Origin of the sequence: Actinosynnema sp. ALI-1.44 (assembly GCF_001984155.1) — a bacterium.
Classification (GTDB): domain Bacteria; phylum Actinomycetota; class Actinomycetes; order Mycobacteriales; family Pseudonocardiaceae; genus Kibdelosporangium.
Genome location: NZ_MTQO01000033.1, coordinates 168981 through 189881, shown reverse-complemented (window position 1 = coordinate 189881; position 20901 = coordinate 168981). Strand labels below are relative to the sequence as shown.

9 protein-coding genes are annotated in these 20901 nt (G+C 69.1%); all 9 read right to left on the bottom strand.

What is annotated here, in order from left to right; genetic code table 11:
* Window positions 1–344: 344 nt before the first annotated feature.
* A complete protein-coding gene (locus ALI144C_RS07585) occupies window positions 345–851 on the bottom strand; it encodes a hypothetical protein (protein WP_076986280.1) in 507 nt (168 codons plus the stop codon).
* A 454-nt stretch (window positions 852–1305) separates the two neighbouring features.
* Window positions 1306–2079, bottom strand: coding sequence for a GntR family transcriptional regulator (locus ALI144C_RS07580; protein ID WP_202818881.1), 774 nt, complete (start codon window positions 2077–2079; stop codon window positions 1306–1308).
* A gap of 246 nt (window positions 2080–2325) precedes the next feature.
* Window positions 2326–3783 (bottom strand): alpha/beta hydrolase, encoded by a 1458-nt coding sequence (locus ALI144C_RS07575; protein ID WP_076986279.1) that lies wholly within the window; start codon window positions 3781–3783, stop codon window positions 2326–2328.
* A 698-nt stretch (window positions 3784–4481) separates the two neighbouring features.
* Window positions 4482–5747: an MFS transporter gene (locus ALI144C_RS07570; protein ID WP_076986278.1), complete on the bottom strand. Its 1266-nt coding sequence runs from the start codon at window positions 5745–5747 to the stop codon at window positions 4482–4484.
* Between the two features lie 86 nt (window positions 5748–5833).
* Complete coding sequence (locus ALI144C_RS07565; protein ID WP_076986277.1) at window positions 5834–13069, bottom strand: non-ribosomal peptide synthetase; 7236 nt, start codon at window positions 13067–13069, stop codon at window positions 5834–5836.
* Entirely contained in the window at window positions 13062–18671 is a 5610-nt protein-coding gene (locus ALI144C_RS07560; RefSeq protein ID WP_076986276.1) for a non-ribosomal peptide synthetase, read from the bottom strand. Before ALI144C_RS07560 ends, ALI144C_RS07565 begins: the two co-directional genes overlap by 8 nt.
* Window positions 18672–18673: 2 nt before the next feature.
* Window positions 18674–18886, bottom strand: coding sequence for an MbtH family protein (locus tag ALI144C_RS07555; RefSeq protein WP_076986275.1), 213 nt, complete (start codon window positions 18884–18886; stop codon window positions 18674–18676).
* A gap of 20 nt (window positions 18887–18906) precedes the next feature.
* Entirely contained in the window at window positions 18907–19890 is a 984-nt protein-coding gene (gene sbnB, locus ALI144C_RS07550) for a 2,3-diaminopropionate biosynthesis protein SbnB (RefSeq protein WP_076986274.1), read from the bottom strand.
* Entirely contained in the window at window positions 19884–20900 is a 1017-nt protein-coding gene (gene sbnA, locus ALI144C_RS07545) for a 2,3-diaminopropionate biosynthesis protein SbnA (RefSeq protein WP_202818880.1), read from the bottom strand. The genes sbnB and sbnA overlap by 7 nt, the downstream gene beginning before the upstream one ends.
* Between the last annotated feature and the right edge of the window lies 1 nt (window position 20901).

The following is a 20901-nucleotide window of genomic DNA, read 5'->3' as shown; positions in this document are numbered from 1 at the left end:
CAACGGAAACGGCAACGCGGCGGCCGTATTCACTGGCGGCTTCACCGCAAGCGCCACCGTATGGCCACAAACGCTCCCCACCGTGACCGCGGTCGGAGGCACCACACTCGTCAGGAAAAACCACCGCTACCTGCACGCCGCGTGGGCACAGGGAGGTTCCGGCTGCACGCCCGGCGTCACACCGCCGGAGAACCAGCCGCCGAAGATTTCGGCGCTGTGTCAGGGTGCGCGAGCAGGCACGACGTGTCCGCGGTCGCCGAGAACCTCGCGGCGTACACCTCCTACCGGCCAGCAAGCCGCCCAGGGGAAAGATGCATGGTCGCGGAGTTCTGCTCACGGCTATATCACTGAGCGGGTCGGGTTTCGCGGTACTGGATGTACTCGTTGGCCCAGCGGTTGGCCCAGGAACGCGCCTTGTTCCCGATGTCCGCGTCCGCCATCGCCGTGGAGATCTCGCTGCAGGCGGCGGGGAGGTCCATGATCGCGCGCGGCAGCACGACGGTCAGCATGCCCTTTTTGACGCAGCCGATGAAGTTCGGCATGTCCGCGCTGCTGCCCTGGTAACAGGTGTCTGCGAGCTCGGCCAGTTCCGGCTGGTTCTGCGCTGCGACGCGTTGGATGGTCGGCAGCCACTCCGGCACCATCTGGACCATGTGGTCCTTGACCCAGTCCAGGTCTCGACTGTCCGCACTGGCGGTGTAGGGCGCGAGCCTGGTCATTTCGGTGCTGACCGCGGTCCGGACCGGGGCCAGACTCTCTGTCGACGGGGCGCACACCGCGTAGGCGTAGGTGGGGACCGCGGCCAGCGCAGCCGTGAGGGCAGCCGTGAATATCAGCGTCTTCGTTTTCATGGAACCTCCTCCGGGGCGATCTGGACTTGAACGCCAGTGACGTACCCGTGGACAGTCCCTTCACCGGCTCAGAGGGGAAATTCACCACATCGAGCATCACCCGTTAGTGACCGACCGAATGTTCGACAACGCCACAAACCCGCCCGCATCAGCAGTCGCGGGAAACCACCGTTACCGCGCTGGACGCCCCGGCCGCCTGGGCACAGCATCCCGGCGACGCCTCAGTCAGCGCACGCAACCGACTGGACAGGAACAAAAACGGCACACCATGGAACCTCCAGAACGCCGTCGAGCACAGACTTCCAGGATCAGACCCGCAACAGTCGATCTTGGACATCGTCAACGGGTTCAAGCCCCACCTGTGGCCGCACGTCGCCGACATCCATCAGATCCTGCACCACCAGCAGACCCGCCGACCGGGCACCGGGGAGACCCGCACCTACGATGACGACCTTCACGCCTCGTTCCCACGTGGCAAAGAATGTCCGGGCGGGAGTTCGACGAAGAACCGCACACTGCCGGGACGTATGACGGTGTGCATGACCTCGACCGCAGTGCCGTCGGGTGCGAGGGCTTCACGGCGCCGCACCAGCGTGGGTGTCCCAGGTTCACTGTCGAGCAGGTCTGCGTCGTCCTCGGACAGCGCGACCGGGTCCAAGTAGACCCGCACGGAAGAAAGCTCCACCCCGAGGTCGTTGAAGTGGCGGAGGCTGACGAAGTGCTCGAGCTCCTGGTCGAGCACGTCAGGGGCGGCGGAAAACAGGATGACGTGCCGCTCGACCTGGCGCGGGCGATCCTCCGGATCCAGCTTGAGCCGCACCAGCTCGATGACCGCTGTGCTCGGCTGGACACCAGGCAATGAGTACATCGCAGCGCCGGCCGAGACGATCCGAGCCGAGAGCACTACGTGACGCCCGGCCGACGTCCGTCCGATGAGGTCCGGTGCGACGAAAGCCAACAGGTCGACCTGCGGGATGGCATCGGCGACGAAGGTGCCGTGGCGACGCCGCCGGACGACGAGACCGGAGGCTGCGAGGTCATTCAACACACGCTGGGCGGTGGCACGGCTGACCTCGTACTGCTCGCGCAGCTGTTGCTCGGTCGGCAACCGATCTCCGGGTACCAGCTCGCCGGAGTGGATCCGTCCCTCCAACTCGGTCCGGATAACGCGATACATCGGCGGCGACACGATTTGATCGTACAAATAAATATCCATTAGTGCGGTCAAGTCCGCCGCAGACCAGCCGCGAGATGCACATCGTGCTGCTGCCGGGTCCCATCGCGCTGGGATGGCGACGCGCCACCGATCAGCGCTGAAGATGCTCTGGACTCGCACGGACATGACCTCCAGGACGTCATAATCCGTGCGAGTTCCAGAGCATCTTTCTGTTCACAACACCCGATCAATCCAAATGGGACGAACCAGCGGCGCTGGAACCCCGGTGGACATTGGGATCGCCGCGCTTGGTGCTGATCAGTCGTCGCAGACGGCGCCTTGTGTGGGTAGAGTGCCGTCTGTGAGATAGGCCGTAATCTTGTCGGCAACGCACTTTTCGCTCTGGAAGAAGCCGGTGTGACCCTCGCCCCGGTAGGTCAGCAGGTGCCCGCTCCGCAACGTCGACGCCAGTGAGACCGAGTCCTCGTACGGGGTGTCCGGGTCGCCGGTGTTGCCCACGACGAGGATCGGTGGCGCGCCAGCGGCGTTGAACGGGCCGGAGAACCGAGACTTGGACCGCACCGGCCACTGGGTACACGCGGTGGCGTGCGCGTGGTCATAGCTCGGCACCGCGTACGCCAGCGCGGGACCTGTCAGCGGCGCCACGGTTGATGCGAATGCCAGCCGGTCCCGCAGTAGGGCCAAGCTCTGCGGGAACGCCCGGTCCGCGCATTCGACCGAGGTGTTGGCCGAGAGGTACCGCGCGTTCGGCACCGCGAGCAGGTGACCCGTGCGCTGCTGGGCGTCCTTGAGCCCCTTCGCGATGCCCGGCCACGCGGGCTTGCCGCCGCCCAGCTTCATCATCACGTTGAACGTCAGGGTGGCGCCGTTGCCGGCGAACACGCCATCGGCCCGGACCGGGTCCGCGTCGAGCGCGTTCTGCACCTTCACGAACGCGCCTCGTGGGTCACCCTCGCCGAACTCACACTTCGTGTTTGCACACCAGTCGAAGAATCGGCCGAGTGTGGCCTCGATGGCCTTGTACTGTCCGAGGTCGTACTCGTACGGCCGGTTCGCATAGGTGTGGGGGTTGTACGCGCCGTCCACCGCCAGTACCCGAATGTTGCGGGCGAACAGGTTCGCGTACACCGTGCCGATGTACGTGCCGTAGGAGAAGCCGAGGTAGTTCAGCTTCGCGTCACCGACTGCCCGGCGCAGCAGGTCCATGTCGCGAGCGACGTACTCGGTGCCGACGAACGGCAGCAGGCGCGCGCTCGCCCGCTGGCAGGCGTCCGCGAAGGCCTTGCCCTGCCGCAGCGCACGGTCGAACGACTCCGGGCCGGACCTGCTGGTGGCTTGTGACCATGCTTCGCGATACTCGTCCTGCGTCTGGCAGGCGAGCGGCTGGCTGCGCCCCACACCCCGCGGATCGAACCCGACGAGGTCGAATCGCGCCCGCAGCTCCGCCGGGCCTTTCTCACCGACGAACCGGATCATGCCGTCGGTATCGCCGCCGGGGCCGCCGGGGTTGATGAACAGGGAGCCGATCCGCCGCGCCGGGTCGGTGGCGGGCTTGCGGGTCAGCCCGAGCGTGATCTTCTCGCCGCCGGGGTGGCGGTGGTCGAGCGGCACCTCGGCGGTCGCGCACTGGTAACCGCCGTCGCAGTCGCTCCACCTCAGCGTCGGTGGCGTCTGTTCGGCCGCCGTCTGGGCCACGGCGGGCGTGCCCGCGGCGAGCAGTGCGCCGGTCAGCGCGGCTGCCAGGAACTGAAACACTTCGTTCTCCTCAGGATTCGAATCGGCGGGAATGCTCTCACGAGTTCCGCGCCGCCTTAAGGGGTCCGACAAGGACACCTCGCGCGCGATCCGCCGACTGAGCGACGCCGGTGACCGCGCGCGAAAGTTCGGTGTGGTGTCTGCTGAATCCAGCACACAACACAGCGATCGAACACAACGCCGCTAGGGTGTTTGTGTGTTGATCAAATTGCCGGTCGTGGCAGGTGTTGCCGCAGTACCTGCCGAAGTGGCTGATCAGCTGGTGCTGGGCGTGGTGTGTTCGGGCGCCGAGGTCCAGCGCTGAGCGGTAGTCGTTGGTCTGCAAGAGAACCATGCTCGTAGCGGATCCGACCGGTGATGCGCCGACGGAGGAGAGCGTTCTGGTGCCGGAGCACAAGTTGTTGGCGCAGCAGCGACACGATCACCGGATCATGATCTCAATTCGTCGTGACTTCTACCAGGCATGAACTCGCCAGGCGAACAGGCCTGGATCGGTGGTGAACGGCCTGCCATCATGACAGGACAAACCGAACGGACCCCGGCTGACACCCTGCGCACTGTAGGAGACGACACGCCATCACCCGCGCAGCCGAATGCGACCAACACTGGCGGATCCCGCTACCGACACACTGTTGATCTTGGCAAGCTGTTCAGCAAGAATTGGACACACCCAGCGTGGAGACGCACAACGGGTACGCTCAACTGGTCGTACGCCGCAACGACCTGCTCACCGCGGCCAGCCCGGCCAACACCACCATGCAGCCACCCAGGACCAGCACAGTCGTGTCGCTGGACAGCTGGTCGATCAGGTAGCCGCCCAGCAGCGCCCCCAGCGGGATCGTGCCGAACTCCACCAGGACGGCCGCCGCCGACACCCGGCCTTGCAACTCGTCCGGCGTGACCGACAGCCGGTACACGTCGACACCGACGTTCCAGACCGGGCCGATGAACACGATCAGCGCCAACACCGCGCCCAGCGCGACGGGATCGTCCACGAGCGCCACAACGGGAATCAGCGCCGCCCACCCCCAGTTCGCCGCGATCACCAAGGCGCGCAGGGTAAGCAGCCGGTTGAACCGCGGCGCGAGCAGCGCCCCGGCCGTGCCGCCGATCCCGGCGGCCGACAGCACCCAGCCGATGACCGCCGGACTCGTGCCCGAGCCCGCGAGCTTGGCCACGACGGCCAGGCTCAGTGCCTGGAAGAGGAAGTTGCTGCCGCCCACGAGCAGTGTCGTGGTCCTGATGAACGGCTGCTTGAACAGCCACGCGACACCCTGCTTCACGTCGTCGAACATGCCGCCGCGCGGCTCGGGCCGCTCGCTCTCCGCCGACCGGCCGCGTTGGAACGGCTTGCGGATGAACAACAACGACACCACGGACACCACATAGCTCAGCGCGTCGAACAGGAACGGGATACCCCGGCCGATACCCATCAGCGCGCCGCCGATCGGGTTGCCCAGCAGATGCGCCGCACGGTCCCTGGTCTCGTTGCGTGCGAAGGCTGTGGTCAGATGCTCCTCCTCGACCACATTGGGGATCGCGGCACTCGAGCACAACCGGTGCGGCACGGAGAGCGCGCCCTCGACGAAGGCGACGACCGCGATGTGCGGCAACGAGAACTCCCCGAGGAGCAACGCGACCGCGATGCTGCCCAACCCCAGTGCCCGTCCGATGTCGCAGACCACCATGATCCGCTTGCGGTCGAACCGGTCGACCAGTACCCCCGCGGGTAGCTGCAACAGGATATTGGGCAGCGTGGCCAGGAATGTCACCAGCCCGGCGGCGGACGCCGATCCGGTCATCATCAGAACCAGCAGCGGATACGCGAACGCCGAGACGCTCGAGCCGAGCGCCGAGATCGCCGATCCCGTCCACAGCAGGGTGAACGCCCGGTTGCGCCGAAGCGGCGGGGCGGGCGTCCGGGTGCCGCGCGACTCTTCGGTCACCGGCGTGGTCGCGGTCATTGTCGCCTCGTCTCTGCCCAGAGCGGCCGGGCGTGGTGGTCCGCCTGCCGGAGCCGGTCGCCCGGCTCCGGCAGGCGAGGGCTCGTTCACTCGTCACCCACGGCCGCGGCAGCGAGCAGTCGCCGCTCGTCGGTGTCCCAGGCCGCGCCGATCAGATCGGCCAGCCCGGACACGTGCGGCTGGGCCAGCACTCCGAGGTGGTTGCCGGGCACCGGGCACACCGTGACCCCGCCGCTGGCCACCTCGTGCCAGCGGTCCAGGTAGTCGTCCAGTGCCAGGCCGTCGATCGACTCGTGCGCCTCGTCGAGCAACTCGTCGCCGAGAACCAGCCGCAGGTGCAGGTCGATCTTGGGATAGCGGTAGGCGAGTGCGGCGTCGTGCAGGCCGCACCAGGTCCGGATCCGGTCCAGCCACTCCGGCCCGACCGAGTCCGGCGTGATCTCCACGCCGCCGTCGTCGTCGACCGCACGCCGCAACGTCGGCGCGACCTCCGCCCTGATCTCGGCTGCCCGCGCCTGGTCCTCGGTCGTGACCAGCTCGCCGAGCAGGACCTCGGCCTCCCGCAGCATCCGCAGCACCTCGGGCTGCTCGCCACCGCCGGTGATGTCCACCGTGGGATCCAGCAGCAGCAGGGACACCTCGTCGCCACGCTCGCGCAGCAGCCTGGCCAGCTCCCAGGTCACCGGGCCGCCGCCGCACCAGCCGAACAGCCGGTACGGCCCACTGGGCTGGGCCGGCAACACCTCGCGCAGATAGAGCCCGGCCAGCTCGGTGATGTCCAAGCCCGCCATCCGCGGATCGACCACAGCCGGGTGCTGCAACGCGGCCACCGGAACGCCCGGTGGCAGCAGCGAAGCCAGGTCGCGGTACCAGTGGACGCTGCCACCACCGGGGTGCACGCAGAACGCCGGCGCCTGATCGCCTTCCCTGCGCAGCCACACAAGCGCCCGGTCGTCCCGGCTGGCTCCCGTGGGATCGTCCAGGAAAGCGGCCAGACCCGCCACGGTCCGGTGCGTCAGCAGATCACCGACCACGACCGGCCTGCCGAGGCGCTGTGCCAACAGCGACACGCACCGCATCGCCAGCAGCGAGTGCCCACCTAGCATGAAGAAGTCGTCGTAGGCACCCACTCGCCCGGCACCGAAGATCTCCTCCCACGTCGACGCCACGACCTGTTCGGTCGCGGTCCTCGGCACGACGTACTCGTGACGGTTCGACACGTCGCCTGTCGCCGGCGACGGCAGCGCGTTGCGGTCCAGCTTCCCGGTGGGGGTCCTGGGGAACTCCGGCACCTGGATCAACGCGCTGGGGACCATGTAGCCCGGCAGGCCGGTGCCGAGGAACGCCGCCACGTCGGCGGACGGCACGTCCTGGCCCGCCGTGGTGTAGTAGCCGGCCACCTGCAGGTCACCGCCCGGTGAACGGAACGTGGTGACCACGGCCTGGCGGACCGACGGGTGCTCGTGCAGGTACGCCTCGATCTCGCCGAGTTCGACCCGGTGCCCGCGGATCTTGACCTGGCTGTCCAGCCGTCCCAGGAAGTCGATCCGGCCGTCGGCCAGCCGCCGTACCCGATCTCCCGTGCGGTAGAGCCGGCCACCGGGCTGGTCGCCGAACGGGTCCGGCACGAACCTCTCCGCGGTCAGGCCGGGCCGTCCGAGGTAGCCGGTGGCCACGCCCATGCCGCCGACGACCAGTTCGCCGGGCACCCCGGTGAGTCGCGGCCGCAGGTCCGGATCCACCACGTAGGCACGCGCCCCGTTGATCGCCCGGCCGATGGTCAGCCGCCCGGTACCGGGCACACAGGTGTCCACAGTGGCCCACACGGTGGTTTCGGTCGGGCCGTATCCGTTGACGAACCTGGCGATCGATGACCACCGTTCCGCCAGGGCAGGCGGGCACTCCTCGCCGCCGACGACCACCACGCGGGGCGTGTAGCCGTCGGTGGGCAGCAACGCCAGCGCGGACGGCACGATCGCCAGATGGGTGACGCGTTCGGCACAGATGAGCTCGGCGAGCGGCTCACCGGGCACCAGCCGCTCCGGCGCAGCGGTCACCAGGGTCGCGCCCTGGCCGAGCGCGAGCAGGATCTCGAAGATCGAGATGTCGAAGATCGGCGAGGCCAGCTGCAGCACGCGTTCGCCGGGCTCGATGCCGACGTGCTCGGCGTGCGTGGCGACCATGTGGGCCAATCCCCGATGGGGCACAGCGACCCCTTTCGGCCGTCCGGTCGAACCGGACGTGTAGATCACGTACGCGATGTCCTCGGTGTCCACTGCCGGCAGATCCACCGCGGTGGGAGGCGGCTCGTGGCTGTCCACCAGGATCACCTCGCGGCCCAGGTCACCCAGGTCCGCCGCGACCGCCTCGGTCTGGACCAGGTGCCGCACGCCCGCGTCGGTGAGCATGAACTCGATCCTGGCCACCGGCTGCCCCGGGTCCAGCGGCAGGAACGCGCCGCCTGCCCTGGACACGGCCAGCTCGGCCACGATCAGGTGCACGCCCCTGGGCAGGCACAAGCCGACCACACTTCCCCGGCCGACGCCTGCCGTGTGCAGCCGCACAGCGAGCCGGTCGGCTTCAGCGATCAGCCGTGCGTAGGTCAGCTTGGTTCCGCCGTACACGAGCGCTTCGGCGCCGGGCGTCCGCTCCGCCCAGTGCGCCACGATGTCGTAGAGCGTGCGCGGAACGACTTCCGTGACTGTCGCCGGCTGATCCAGCAGGTGCCGCCGGTCGACGGCCGGAAGCAGGCTCCCTGCCGCGGAAGCGGATCCGTCCGTGGCCATCGCGGTGAGCACGGCGCTGTAAAGCCGGCCGAGCATCATGCCGTACTCCTTGGCCACGGACTGGGCGTTGCCGACGAGCACGAGCCGGCCCCACTCGGTCGACACTCCCCAATGGACCTCGTTGGGACTGCGGTCCACAGTGGCCGACACGTCCACGCTTTCCCGGTCCAGCACGTGGAAGTCCAGGTAGTTGAAGCCGACGTCGACCAGTGCGTCACCGCGTCCTTGGTCGCGCCGCATCGCGCCCATCGGGTAACGGCGGTGCGGCCACAACGCGACCTCTTCGGCGAACACCGCCCGCACCACGTCGCACCAGCTACCGGTGAACTCCGGGGACACGAACGGCACGACGTTGAGGTGCATGCCGAACGTCCGGTCGCCGTCGACCGTTTCCAGCCGCCCGTTGCTGACCAGCCCCGTGACGAACCGGGGTTGATCGGTGAGCATGCTCATCACCTTGAGATGAGCGGTGAGCAACACGCTCTTCATCGAGGCACCCGCCGCGGCCGCCAGTTGCCGCAGCGCGGGTTCGAGGTGGCTGTAGGGCACGTGGATGTCGTAGACCGGATCGGGGCCCGGCTCCGGATCCGCCCACACGACCGGCAGCACCAGCTTCTCCGCCAAGTCGAACCGACCGGCCCAGAACTCCCGGTCACCTGACTCGACCGCGGTCTGCTCCATCCGCACGAAGTCCGCGTACCGCGTGACGGGCGCCGCGGCCACATCGGGGGCGGTACCGTCCCTGAACGCCCGGTACCAGGCCAGCATCTCGGTGATCAGCGCGTGATGGCTCCAGCCGTCCAGGATGGCGTGACACTCGACCAGCGCGAACCGCCAGCGGTCGTCGGCCTCCTGGTACACCGCGAGCCGCCAGAGCCCAGGTCGAGTGAGGTCGAACAGATCCCGTCGCTGGGCGCCCAACGCCTCGTCGACGAACCGCTCGTGCGCGGCCGGGTCCACCTCGCGCAGGTCCACATGATCCACAGCCACATCCACTTTGCCGTACACGAGCTGCAAGGCGGTGCTGTAACCGGTGAGCTCGATGGAGGTACGCAGCACCTCGTGCCGTTCGGTCATCGCCTGGACAGCCAGCCGCAACGCGTCAAGCGAGAACGGCCCGTTGTCGCGGACCAGGAAGCAGGCGGCGTTGTGGTACGGCCGCAGATCCGGGTCGGCCATCATCTCGTAGACCATGCCGGCTTGGCCGTCGCTCAAGGGGTAGGCGTCGACCACACCGGCAGGCAGTGCGGCCCGGTCGGCCGCGCTGATCAGTTCCATCGGCAGGACCCGGCGGTCCTCGGCGACGGGGTGCCGTCCGGCGGGCGTCGAGGCGGCAAGCGCGGTGATCGTCTGGTGGCGGAACAGATCCTGCACGGTGACCGGGATGCCGTCCGCCCGCAAGCGGCCGACCACACGGACCGCACGGATCGAGTCGCCGCCGAGCTCGAAGAAGTTGTCCGTCGTGCCGATCCGCTCGGCATGCAGCACGTCCGCCCACACCTCGGCCATGGCGTGCTCGACCGGGGTGACGGGCGGTACGTGGTCGCGACCGGCTTCCACCGCGACCCGAGCGGGCTCGGGCAGAGCACGCCGGTTCACCTTTCCGTTGGCGGTCAACGGCAAAACATCGAGCCGCACGAACCGGGCCGGGATCATGTAACGGGGCAGCCTGCTGGTCAGATACGCGCGCAGCGCTCCCCCGTCGAACTCCGCTTCTCGCCGCGGTACCACGTAACCCACGAGCTGCCGGTCCGCGCCGTCGCCCTGTGCCACGACGACCGCGGCCTCCACCGGGCCGTACTGGGTGATCGCGCTCTCCACCTCACCCGTCTCGATCCGGAAACCGTGGATCTTGACCTGGTCGTCGACCCGGCCGAGGAATTCGATCTCGCCGTCCGGCATCAGCCTGGCCCGGTCACCCGTGCGGTACAGCCGCGCGCCGGGACGCCCGGAGTACGCGTCCGGCACGAACCGCTCGCCCGTCAGCCGCGGCCGGTTCAGGTAGCCACGGGCCAGTCCGGCGCCACCCACGTACAACTCTCCCGGTATCCCAGGCGGAACCGGCCGCATGGCCGCGTCAAGCACGTGCAGTTCGAGGTCGGCCAGCGGTGCGCCGATCGGGCTGCGCCCGGCGCCGCCGTGGCGGACCGTGTCCGCGATGACCACCTCGCGATACGTGACGTGTACGGTGGTCTCGGTAATGCCGTACATGTTGATCATCTGCGCCTTGTCGCCGTACCGGGCGAACCACGGCGCCAGCGCTGAGACGTCCAGCGCCTCGCCACCGAACACCACTGCCCGCACCGCCAGCGGTCCCACCTGGTCCGCGGGCACGCCCAGCAGGTTGGCGAACGCGGACGGCGTCTGGTTGAGCACCGTGACCGCCTCGGCCGACAGCAGTGCCGCGAAGTCCTCCGGCGAACGGGAGACCTCGAACGGCACGACCACAAGCCTGCCGCCGTACGTCAGCGCGCCCCAGATCTCCCACACCGAGAAGTCGAAGGCGTACGAGTGGAACAGCGTCCACACGTCCTCGTGTCCGAAGTGGAACCGCGGCTGGGCCGCGGCGAACAGCCGGACGACGTTTCGGTGGCTCACCATGACGCCCTTCGGCTGTCCGGTCGAGCCGGACGTGTAGATCACGTACGCCAGATCGTCCAGGCTCGCCCGTGGTGCCGGGTTCACGTCGGGCAGATCGGCCAGCCGCGAGCGCAGGCCCATGTCGTCGAGCACCACGAGGTGGTCCACCGTGCCGGCCAGGTCACTGGCCAGGCTCTGCTCGGTCAGCACGGTGGTGACCGCCGAGTCGTCGACCATGAAGCCGGTCCGGCCAGCGGGCTGCGCCGGGTCGAGCGGCAGGTACCCCGCGCCTGTCTTGAGAATCGCCAGCAGGGCGATGACCAGGCACTCGCCGCGGTTCATCCGCACACCGACGAGTGAGCCCGGACCGGCGCCCAGTGCGATGAGGTGGTGCGCCAGCCTGTTGGCTCGCCGGTTGAGCTGCGCATAGGTCACGTTCGTCGATCCGTGTGATATGGCGACCGAGCCTGGCCGCTCCTGCGCGCGTCGCTCCACCAGCGTGTGCAGGCAAGCCGGTGCGGGCACGGACAAGGACGGCCGCGGCGCGGAGTTTCCGGCGCCCAGGTCGATCTCGCCGATCAGGGTCCCGGGATCGGCCGTGACCGCCCGCAGCAGCGCGACAAGGCATTCCGCCAACGAGTTCGCTGTGGATCGATCGAACAGGGCGGTGGCGTATTCGATGTGCGCGGCGAGCACACCGTCCTGGCGCTGCCGGACGGCGAAGGTCAGCTCGAACTTCGCCGGTGTCCACTCCACCGGGATCTCGCTGATCCGCGCGGCCCGCGACAGTCCCGAGCCGCCCGCGTCCACCTCGTAGACGAAAGCCACCTGGAACAACGGGTTGCGAGCCAGGTCCCTGGTCGGCCGGAGTTCGTTCACCAGTTGCTCGAACGGCACGTCCTGGTGGTCGAACGCTTCCAGAGTGGCCTGTTCGACCTTGGCGAGCAGGTCGCCGAACGACATGTCTTCGCTGACGTCCACACGCAGCACAAGGGTGTTGGTGAAGAAACCGATCAGGTCCGCGACGTCCGCCTCGGTCCGGCCTGCCATCGGGGTGCCCACGGCCACGTCGCTCTGTGCGGTGTGCCTGGCCAGCAACGCCTGCACCGCGGCAAGCAGGACCATGAACGGGGTGCAGCCGTGTGCGCGCCCGAGCTCGGTCGCCGCGTCGGCCAGCTCGGCCGGGATCTCGAACCGCACCGCCGCGCCCGACGGATCCCACTCCGGCGGGTACGGCCGGTCGGTCAGCAGGGGCAACGCGCCGAGTCCGGCCAACTGCTCGCGCCAGTAGCCGAGCGAGGTGCTCGTGTTCTGTTCACGTTGCCAGGCGGCGAAGTCCGCGTACTGCACGGGCAGCGGCGGTGCGGAATCGGGACTTCCGGCTTGGCACGCCTGGTACCCGGTGACCAGTTCGGACCGCAGGATGTCGGCCGACCAGCCGTCGAACGCGATGTGGTGCACGGTCACGAGCAGGACGGACTCGGTGTCGGTCAGCCGGTACAGGGTCGTTCGGAACGGCAGTTCGGCCTGCAGGCTGAACGGTCGCCTGCCTTCGGCGGCAAGCAGTTCGGTCAGGCGGCGCTCGCGCTCTCCGGCTTTCAGCTCACGGAGATCGACTTCGTCGACGCGGATCTCGGCGTGTTCGTCGATCACCTGCATCGGCACGTTGTCCACGCTGACGTACCTGGTGCGCAGCACCTCGTGCCGCGCCACCACCCGGTCCAGCGCGTGCCGCAGTGCGGCCACGTCGAGCACGCCCTCGATCCGCAACGCCACTGGGATCAGGTACTCCAGCCCGCCCGGCCGTAACTGTTCGAGCAACCACAACCGTTGCTGCGCGAACGACAGCGGCAACGGCTTGGTCCGGTCCGCACGCGTGATGCGCTGAGCGGCCAGCCGACGCTCAAGCAGCCGGGTACGCAACCGGGCGGCCCGGACTGCCTTGTCCTCACTCATGTCCGTCCCTCTCGTCAGCACCCAGCAGGGCGTCGACCTCCTCCTCCGACAGGGCGGAGATCACCTCGTCCATCTCGTCCCGCACGACACCGGCCACTCCGGCCACGGTCGCGGCCCGCATGAACGCCCGCAGCCCGACCGAGACGCCGAAGTCGCGCCGCAGCAGCAGGCAGACCCTGGTCGCCAGCAGGGAGTGCCCGCCGAGCCGGAAGAAGTCGTCGTGCACCCCGATCTCGGCGATTCCCATCAGCTCCTGCCAGATCTCAGCGACACGTCGTTCGATCTCGTCCCGTGGCGGCTCGTACTTCGGCCGGTCACCGGTGGCGCCGACGTCCGGCTCCGGCAGCGCGTCGCGGTCCACCTTCCCGTTCTGCGTCACCGGCAGTCGCGTCAGCATCACCAGGTACGAGGGCACCAGGTGGGCGGGCAACCTGCTGCCCAGGAACTCCCGCACCAGTTCGATGTCCGGTGCCGCAGCGGGATCGCGTGGCACCACGTACCCGACAAGCACGTGGTCACCCGAACGTGACTGTTTGGCCACCACGGCCGCGCGGCCCACGTCGGGGTGGCCGGCCAGCGTCGCCTCCACCTCGCCGGGCTCGATCCGGAAGCCGCGGATCTTCACCTGCCGGTCCACCCGGCCGAAGAACTCGACCACTCCGTCGGCGCGGCTGCGGACGCGGTCCCCGGTGCGGTACATCCGCGCCCCTGGCTCGGCCGAGAACGGGTCCGGCGGGAAACGATCGGCGGTCATCCCCGGCTGCCCGAAGTAGCCACGGGCCACCCGGCTGCCACCGATGTACAGCTCGCCGGCCACACCGGTGGGCACCGGGTTCATCCGTTCGTCCAGAACGTACAGCGGCGTGCCGATCAGCCCGCGGCCCAGCGGGACGAACCGACCTGCCGCGCAGCCGGCCAGCTCTTGCGCGGTCACCAGGTGGTACGTGGACGCGATCGTGGCCTCGGTCGGGCCGTACGTGCAGGCGAACCCGGCGGGCAGCCCGGTCGCAGCCCATCGGGCGGCGTCGGCGAAGGTCACGACATCCCCGCCAACGCTCATCAGTTCCAGTTCGGCCAGCCGACCGTCGCCGGGCTTGAGGTGGTCGAGCAACTCCCGGTAGTACACCGGGGTCACGTCGATGACGTTCACGTGTTCAGCGGTCAACCGGTCGAGCATCTCGTCGGGCAACGACGCCCTCAGGTCGACCATCACCACCGCGGCGCCGGAGATCAGCGGCGCGGCGATCTGGTCCATGGACGCGTCGAACGTGGTCGAGGCCATCAGCGCGACCCGGGTTCCCGGCCGCATCCGGTACACCCCGGCCATCACCGCGCAGTGCTCCACGAAGGACCGGTGCTCGACCATCACCGCCTTGGGACGGCCGGTGGAACCCGATGTGTGGATCACGTATGCCAGGTCGCCCAGCCGCACCGGCACGTCCGGCGGCACAGCCGGTCGAGCCGCGATCCGCTCCCGCTCGGCGTCGACATCGACCACCGGCGCGCCGAGCGGTCGCAGCCTGGCCGCGTGCTGGTGCCGTGTGAGGATGAACCGGACATCGGTCCGAGTCGTCAACGACGTCAGCCGCTCGGGCGGGTCCTGTGGATCGATGGGCAGGTACACGCCGCCGACCTTGAGCACCGCGAGCAACGCGACCACGAGCCCGCCGTCCCGGTCCATGGCCACGGCGACCACATCACCGATCCGCGCACCGGCCGCGATCAGGTGGCCGGCCAACTGGTTGGCCCGTTGCTCCAGTTCGCTGTAGGTCAGGTTGCCCGCACCGCAACGGACTGCGGGCGCGTCCGGCGTCTCGGCGGCCTGACGGCTGACCAAGCGGTGCAGGCATTCCGCGGCTCGCGGCCGCTTGTCGTCGAACTGTGCCGCCAACAACGTGCGCTCGCCCGCACCGAGCAGATCCAGATCACTGATGGGCGTGCCGTCCTGCGCCGTGATCTCGGTGATGAGCCGGACGAAGTTCTCCGCCATCCGTTGCACGGTCGAAGCGTCGAACAGCGCGGTGGCGTATTCGAACTCGCCGTACCAGGCGCCGTCCGGGCGGCGCTCCAGCGCCAACGCCAGGTCCACGATCGCGGCCGGTGGCGCCACCGTGCACGGGCGGACGTCCAGACCGGTCAGGCTGAACGGCGTCCGGGTCTCGTCGTGCACCTGGAACATCACCTGGAACAGCGGGTTGCGGGACAGGTCCCGGTCCGGGGCCAGCTCGGCGACCAACTGCTCGAAGGGGTGGTCCTGGTGGCCGTAGGCAGTGAGTGCGTTGTCCCGCACCAGTTCCAGCGCTGACTCGAACGTGCCTCGCGCGTCGAGCCTGCTGCGCAGGACGATCGTGTTGACGAAGTGGCCGATCAGCTGTTCGACCACGACCAGATCCCGGCGGGCCACCGGCACTCCGACGGCGACGTCGAACTGCCCGCTGTACCGGGCGAGCAGGACCTTGAACACCGCGAGCAGGGTCATGAACGGGGTGGCCTGCCTGGTTTGGCCGAGCTCGGCCAGCACGGCGGCCAGGGCTGCCGGGATGGTGAACCCATGCCGCTCGCCCGTGGTGTCCTGGACCGCCGGGCGGGGACGATCGGTTGGCAGCAACAGTGGTTGTACATCGGCAAGAGCGTCACGCCAATACGCCACGGAAGTCGCGGTTGACCGCTTCCGCTGCCACACGGTGAAGTCGCTGTACTGCACCGGCAACGGCGCCGGCGATGGATCGCGTCCTTCGACAGCGGCTTGGTACGACTGGGCCAGGTCACGGGCCATCGGGTCCATCGACCAGCCGTCGCCCGCGATGTGGTGCACCACGATCAGCAACACGTGATCCGTCTCGGCCAGTTTGGCGAGCACGGCCCGGACCGGGTGCTCCCGTTCGAGGTCGAATCCCTGCTCGGCGTGGGACCGCAGCGCCGCGAGCGCCGAGTCTTCGGTCATCCCGGAGAGATCGATGGTCCGCAACGGGAACGCGCCAGGGGCGTCCACCACCTGAATCACGTCGGTACCGTGAACCTCGTAGCGGGTACGCAGAATCTCGTGCCTGCGCACGAGCCCGGTGAAGGCCTGACGCAGGGCTGGCACGTCGGGGACGCCCGTCAGCCGGAGGGCCACCGGGAGCAGGTATTCGCGTCCGGCTGGGTTGAGCCGGTCGAGCAACCACAGCTGTTGCTGGGCAGGCGACAGTGGCAGACGACCGCTGCGGTCGACCGGTACGGGCGCTTCGCTTGCCGCCTGCGGTGCCGTGGCCACGACGCGGGCCAGCTCGGCGATCGTCGGTGCGTTGAACACGCGTGCGAACGGGATGTCCACGCCCACGGCCTGTCGCAGCCGGGCGGCGACCTTGGCCACCAGCAGTGAGTGACCGCCGAGGCTGAGGAAGTCGTCGTGCACGCCGAAATCACCGGCGGCCGGTCCCAGCACCTCCGACCAGATCCGGGCGACCACCAGTTCGGTGGCGTCACGCGGGGCCACCCGCTCGGCGCCCGATGTGCGGCGCGAGGGTGCGGGAAGTTGGGCGTAGTCGAGCTTTCCGTTGGCTGTCTGGGGAAACTCGTCCAGCCGGACGTACACCGCGGGAACCATGGCCTTCGGCAGCCGGGAATCGGCGAAGGCACGGATCGCGGCCATGTCCGTGGCAGGCGTCGCGGCGACGTATCCGACGAGAGTGAGGCCGTCACCGGTGTCCCACGGCTTCACCGCCGCGGCCCGCACCTCGGGATGTTCCCGCAGCAAGCCCTCGATCTCGCCGGGTTCCACCCGAACACCGTTGATCTTGACCTGCCGGTCGAGCCGGCCAAGGAACTCCAGCATGCCGTCGGCGCGCCAGCGGACCAGGTCGCCCGTGCGGTACAACCGTGAACCCTCGTCGGCCGCGTACGGATCAGGGACGAAACGTTCCGCGGTGAGCGCTGGGCGCCCGACGTACCCACGCGCCACCCCCACGCCACCGATGTGCAACTCCCCTGGCACCCCGACTGGCACGAGGTTGCCGTACTGGTCGAGCACGAGCACGCGGGTGTTGCTCAGCGGTGCCCCGATCGAGACGACCGGGCCGGGCTCGCCGATGCCGCAGCGTTTCGCGGTGGCGTCGATGGAGCACTCGGTCGGCCCGTAGGTGTTGTACAGCAGCGCGCCGGTCCGGCGCAGCAGTTGGTCGGCCAGCGAGGCCGGCAATGCCTCTCCCGCGGAGAACACCATCCGCAGTGCCGTGCACTCGGTCAGGCCGGGTTCCGCCACCACCTGGGCCAGCACCGACGGCACGTACTGCGCGACGGTGATCCGGTGGTGGGCGGTGAGCCGGACCAGTTCGACCGGATCCCGTTGCGCCCCAGGCGGTGCCGCCACCACGGTGCCACCGGCCACCAGCGGCGCCAGTATCTCCCAGCCTGCGGCGTCGAACGAGATCGTGGTCTTCTGCAGCACCCGGTCGGTCTCGCCGAGGCCGAGTTCGTCCACCGCCCACAGCACCCGGTTGCGGATCCCGGCGTGCGTTGCCGCGACGCCCTTCGGCCTGCCAGTCGACCCGGAGGTGTAGACCACGTAAGCCAAGTTGGCCGGACCCACCCCGCTGACCGGCGCGATGCGAGACCGGCCGGTCAGGTCCGTCCGGTCCACCCGGATCACTGGTGCGCCGCACTCCCCCAGCACGTCCGACGAGGTGAGCACGGCCGCGGGCGCGCAGTCCGCGATCATCCACTCGAGCCGGTCGACCGGGTGCTCGGGGTCCAGCGGCAGGTAGGCGCCACCGGCCTTGAGCACCGCGAGCAGGCTGACCACCAGGTCGAAACCACGGTCCTGGCAGACCGCGACCACCGACTCCGGCCTGATCCCGTGGGCACGCAGGTGATGCGCGAGTCTGCTGGACCGGTCGTCCAGCTCTCGGTAGGTATGCCTGCCCGCGCGGTCGATCACAGCCACCGCAGCGGGCCGGCGAACCGCTTGCGCGGTGACGAGATCGTGCAAGCAGGCGGCGGTACGCGGCCGTCGTTCGCCGTCGGCCGCCTCAAGCAGCCAGCGCTGCTCACAGGCGGGGAGGATCGGCAGCCGTCCTACCGGGGTGCTCGGCTTGCGCACCGCGGAGGCGAGCAGTCGCTGGAAGTGATCAGCCATCCGCTGTGGCGTGGACGACCGGAACAACGCCGTGGCGTACGTCAACCGGACATCGATCCCGCGGTCGGCCCGGTCAGCAACCCAGACCGTCAGGCCTGCCGCTGGGTAGATCTCGTCGGCGACACGGTCGCTCTCGTGACCGAACAGCACATCCACCGGTGACTCGTGCGCGACCCGCAGGCCGCCCATGAGTTCGGTGAAGGGCATATCGGGGCCGACCTCGCGGGTGGTGATCGCGACCGCGCCGGACCGCACCGTGCCCACCACGACAGCGGACTGCCCGGTGTGGCGGTTGACCAGTACCTCCAGCACCGTCAGCAGGACCTCCGACACCGTGGTGTCCTGGCGCGCCGCCAGCGCGGCCAGGCCGCCTGCCACTTTCGGCCGCACCGTGGTGCCCACCTCGCCGGTCGGGCCGGTGCCCGGCCAGTCCGCGGGTGAGCCGGCGGGATCATCCGTGACTGTGTCGATGCTGTCGACGCTCATCGTCAGTCCCGCCCCGCTGCCCGTAGGCTCAGCGGCCGCATGTCCGTCCACACGACCTCGATGTGCTCAAGGCATTCCTCGCGGCTCGCGACGGTGCCCTCCTCGCGCCAGCCCACGGGTAACGCCCGGCCGACCGGCCAGATCGAATACTGTTCCTCGTGGTTGACCACGACCCGGAACTGCTCTGTGTCGCCGACCACTTGGCTGATGTCCATTGGGGTACCCCTCTTGTCTGTCAGGACAGGAATCCGTCGATCCACGTGCCAAGGCCCTTCGCGCGGGCCTGTGCGCAGACCTCGGCGGCCAGCGCCACGTCCAGCGCGCCCAGCCCGAACGGCGAGACAACGGTCACCGCGGCCGGGTCCGCGTGCCGGGCACCGTCTGCCAGCAGCTCGCCGATGCTCGGGCCGATGAAGTCGCGGTTGTCCACCTGCTGCTCGGCCAGGTGGATCGACGTGCCGGCCCGGCACACGTGGTCGGCGTCGTCGACCACGTTGCGGCTGCCGAGGATCGAGTTCGCAGTGAGGTCGCGCAGTGATACGTGCAGCACCACGCTGCCGGGCCGGCAGGCACTGGCGTCCATGTGCGGACGGGTCGCGGTCGTGGCCAGCGACACCAGGTCGTGCCGGCCCATCGCGGCGCCGAGGTCGTCTTCGGTACGGCAACGCAGCCGGGGCCACGCCTGCTCCACCCGAACGCCGAACACCTCGGCACGGCCGGGGTCCTGGTCGTACAGCGCCACCTGGCGCAGGTCCGGGCACGTGCTGGTGAGGTACCGCAGCACCTCGAAGTTGATCACACCGCAGCCGACGAGCAGTACCCGGTCGACGCCGTCGGGCGCCAGTACCCCGGCGGCCAGCGCGGCGCTCGCCCCGGTCCGCCGTGCCGAGATCGCGCTCGCCGCCAGGAAGGCCTCCGGCTGGCCGGTCCGCGTCGAGTTGAGCGTCATCACCGCGGACGCTCGTGGCATGTTCCTCGCCAGGTTGCCGGGGAACGACGCCACCCACTTGAACCCGGCGGCCTGCTCCTCGCCGCCGACCCACGCGGGCAGGCCGATGATCCGGTTGCGGTCGTCGTCGCCGAACCGCAGGAACACCGAGTGCGGCACCACGGTCTTGCCCGCGGCGTGCCGGACATAGGTCTGCCGCACGACATCGAGGACGACGGAGTCGTCGTCATCCAGAAGGGACCGAACTTGCTTCTCGGTCAGGATCAGCACGGCACAGCCTCCGCCCAGTCGGTCACGCCCACCGCGGCGTCCACACCGAACTGGTACGACACCCAGTCGTCGGAGTAGACGGTGTCCAGGTACCGGTCGCCCCGATCGGGCAGCACCAGCACGCAGGTCGCCCCGGCCGGGATCCGTTCGGCCATCCCCAGCAAGGCCGACACGATCGCGCCGGACGACCCCCCGGCGAGGACGGCCTCACGCTGCACCAGCAGCCGGCAGCCGCGGACGCAGTCGAAGTCCGTCACGTGCACGACTTCGTCCGCCAGGCCGTCCCGGTAGAGCTTCGGCCGAACCGAGGCACCATGCCCGGGGATCAGCCGTGCGGCGGGCCTGCGGCCGAAGATCGCGCTGCCTTCCGCGTCCACCGCGACGATCCGGGTGGACAGGCCGTTGGCTTCGACGTACTGCGCGCAGCCGCGCAGCGTCCCGCAGGAGCTGGTGGCGCAGAACAGATAGCCGACCCCCTGGTCGAGCTGCGTCATGATCTCGCGCATGGTTCGCTCGTGCGCCAACGCGTTGAGCGGATTGCCGTACTGGTTGGGCCAGTAGGCGTGTGGGATCTCCTCAGCCAACTGCCGCACCTTGCGCAGCCGGGCTGGCAGGTACTCGCCGGTGGCCGGGTCGAGCTCGGTCACCACGTGCACCTCGGCCCCGTACGCCCGCAGCACCGCCAGGTTCTGCGGGGTGGTCCGGGCGTCCACGACGCAGACGAACGAGAGCCGGAAGTACCGGCACAGCTGGGCCAGGCCGATACCCAGGTTGCCGGAGCTGGACTCGACCACGACCGACACGCCGGGCACCAGCTCGCCGCTGTCGACGAGTCCGGACAGCATCTCGCGGGCCACCCGGTCCTTGATGCTCCCGCCCGGGTTGAGCGCCTCCAGCTTGCCGTACACCGAGAACTGGGCGTCCGGCACGAGGTTGCGTAACGCGACCAGCGGGGTGGAGCCGATGACGTCCACCACCCCGTTGGCTGGTACTTCCTTTCTGATGACCACT

Excerpts from the sequence above, each read along its gene's own strand:
- ALI144C_RS07585 (WP_076986280.1), bottom strand. The coding sequence starts at position 851 with ATGAAAACGAAGACGCTGATATTCACGGCTGCCCTCACGGCTGCGCTG.
- ALI144C_RS07570 (WP_076986278.1), bottom strand. The coding sequence starts at position 5,747 with ATGACCGCGACCACGCCGGTGACCGAAGAGTCGCGCGGCACCCGGACG.
- ALI144C_RS07565 (WP_076986277.1), bottom strand. The coding sequence starts at position 13,069 with ATGAGTGAGGACAAGGCAGTCCGGGCCGCCCGGTTGCGTACCCGGCTG.
- ALI144C_RS07560 (WP_076986276.1), bottom strand. The coding sequence starts at position 18,671 with ATGAGCGTCGACAGCATCGACACAGTCACGGATGATCCCGCCGGCTCA.
- ALI144C_RS07555 (WP_076986275.1), bottom strand. The coding sequence starts at position 18,886 with ATGGACATCAGCCAAGTGGTCGGCGACACAGAGCAGTTCCGGGTCGTG.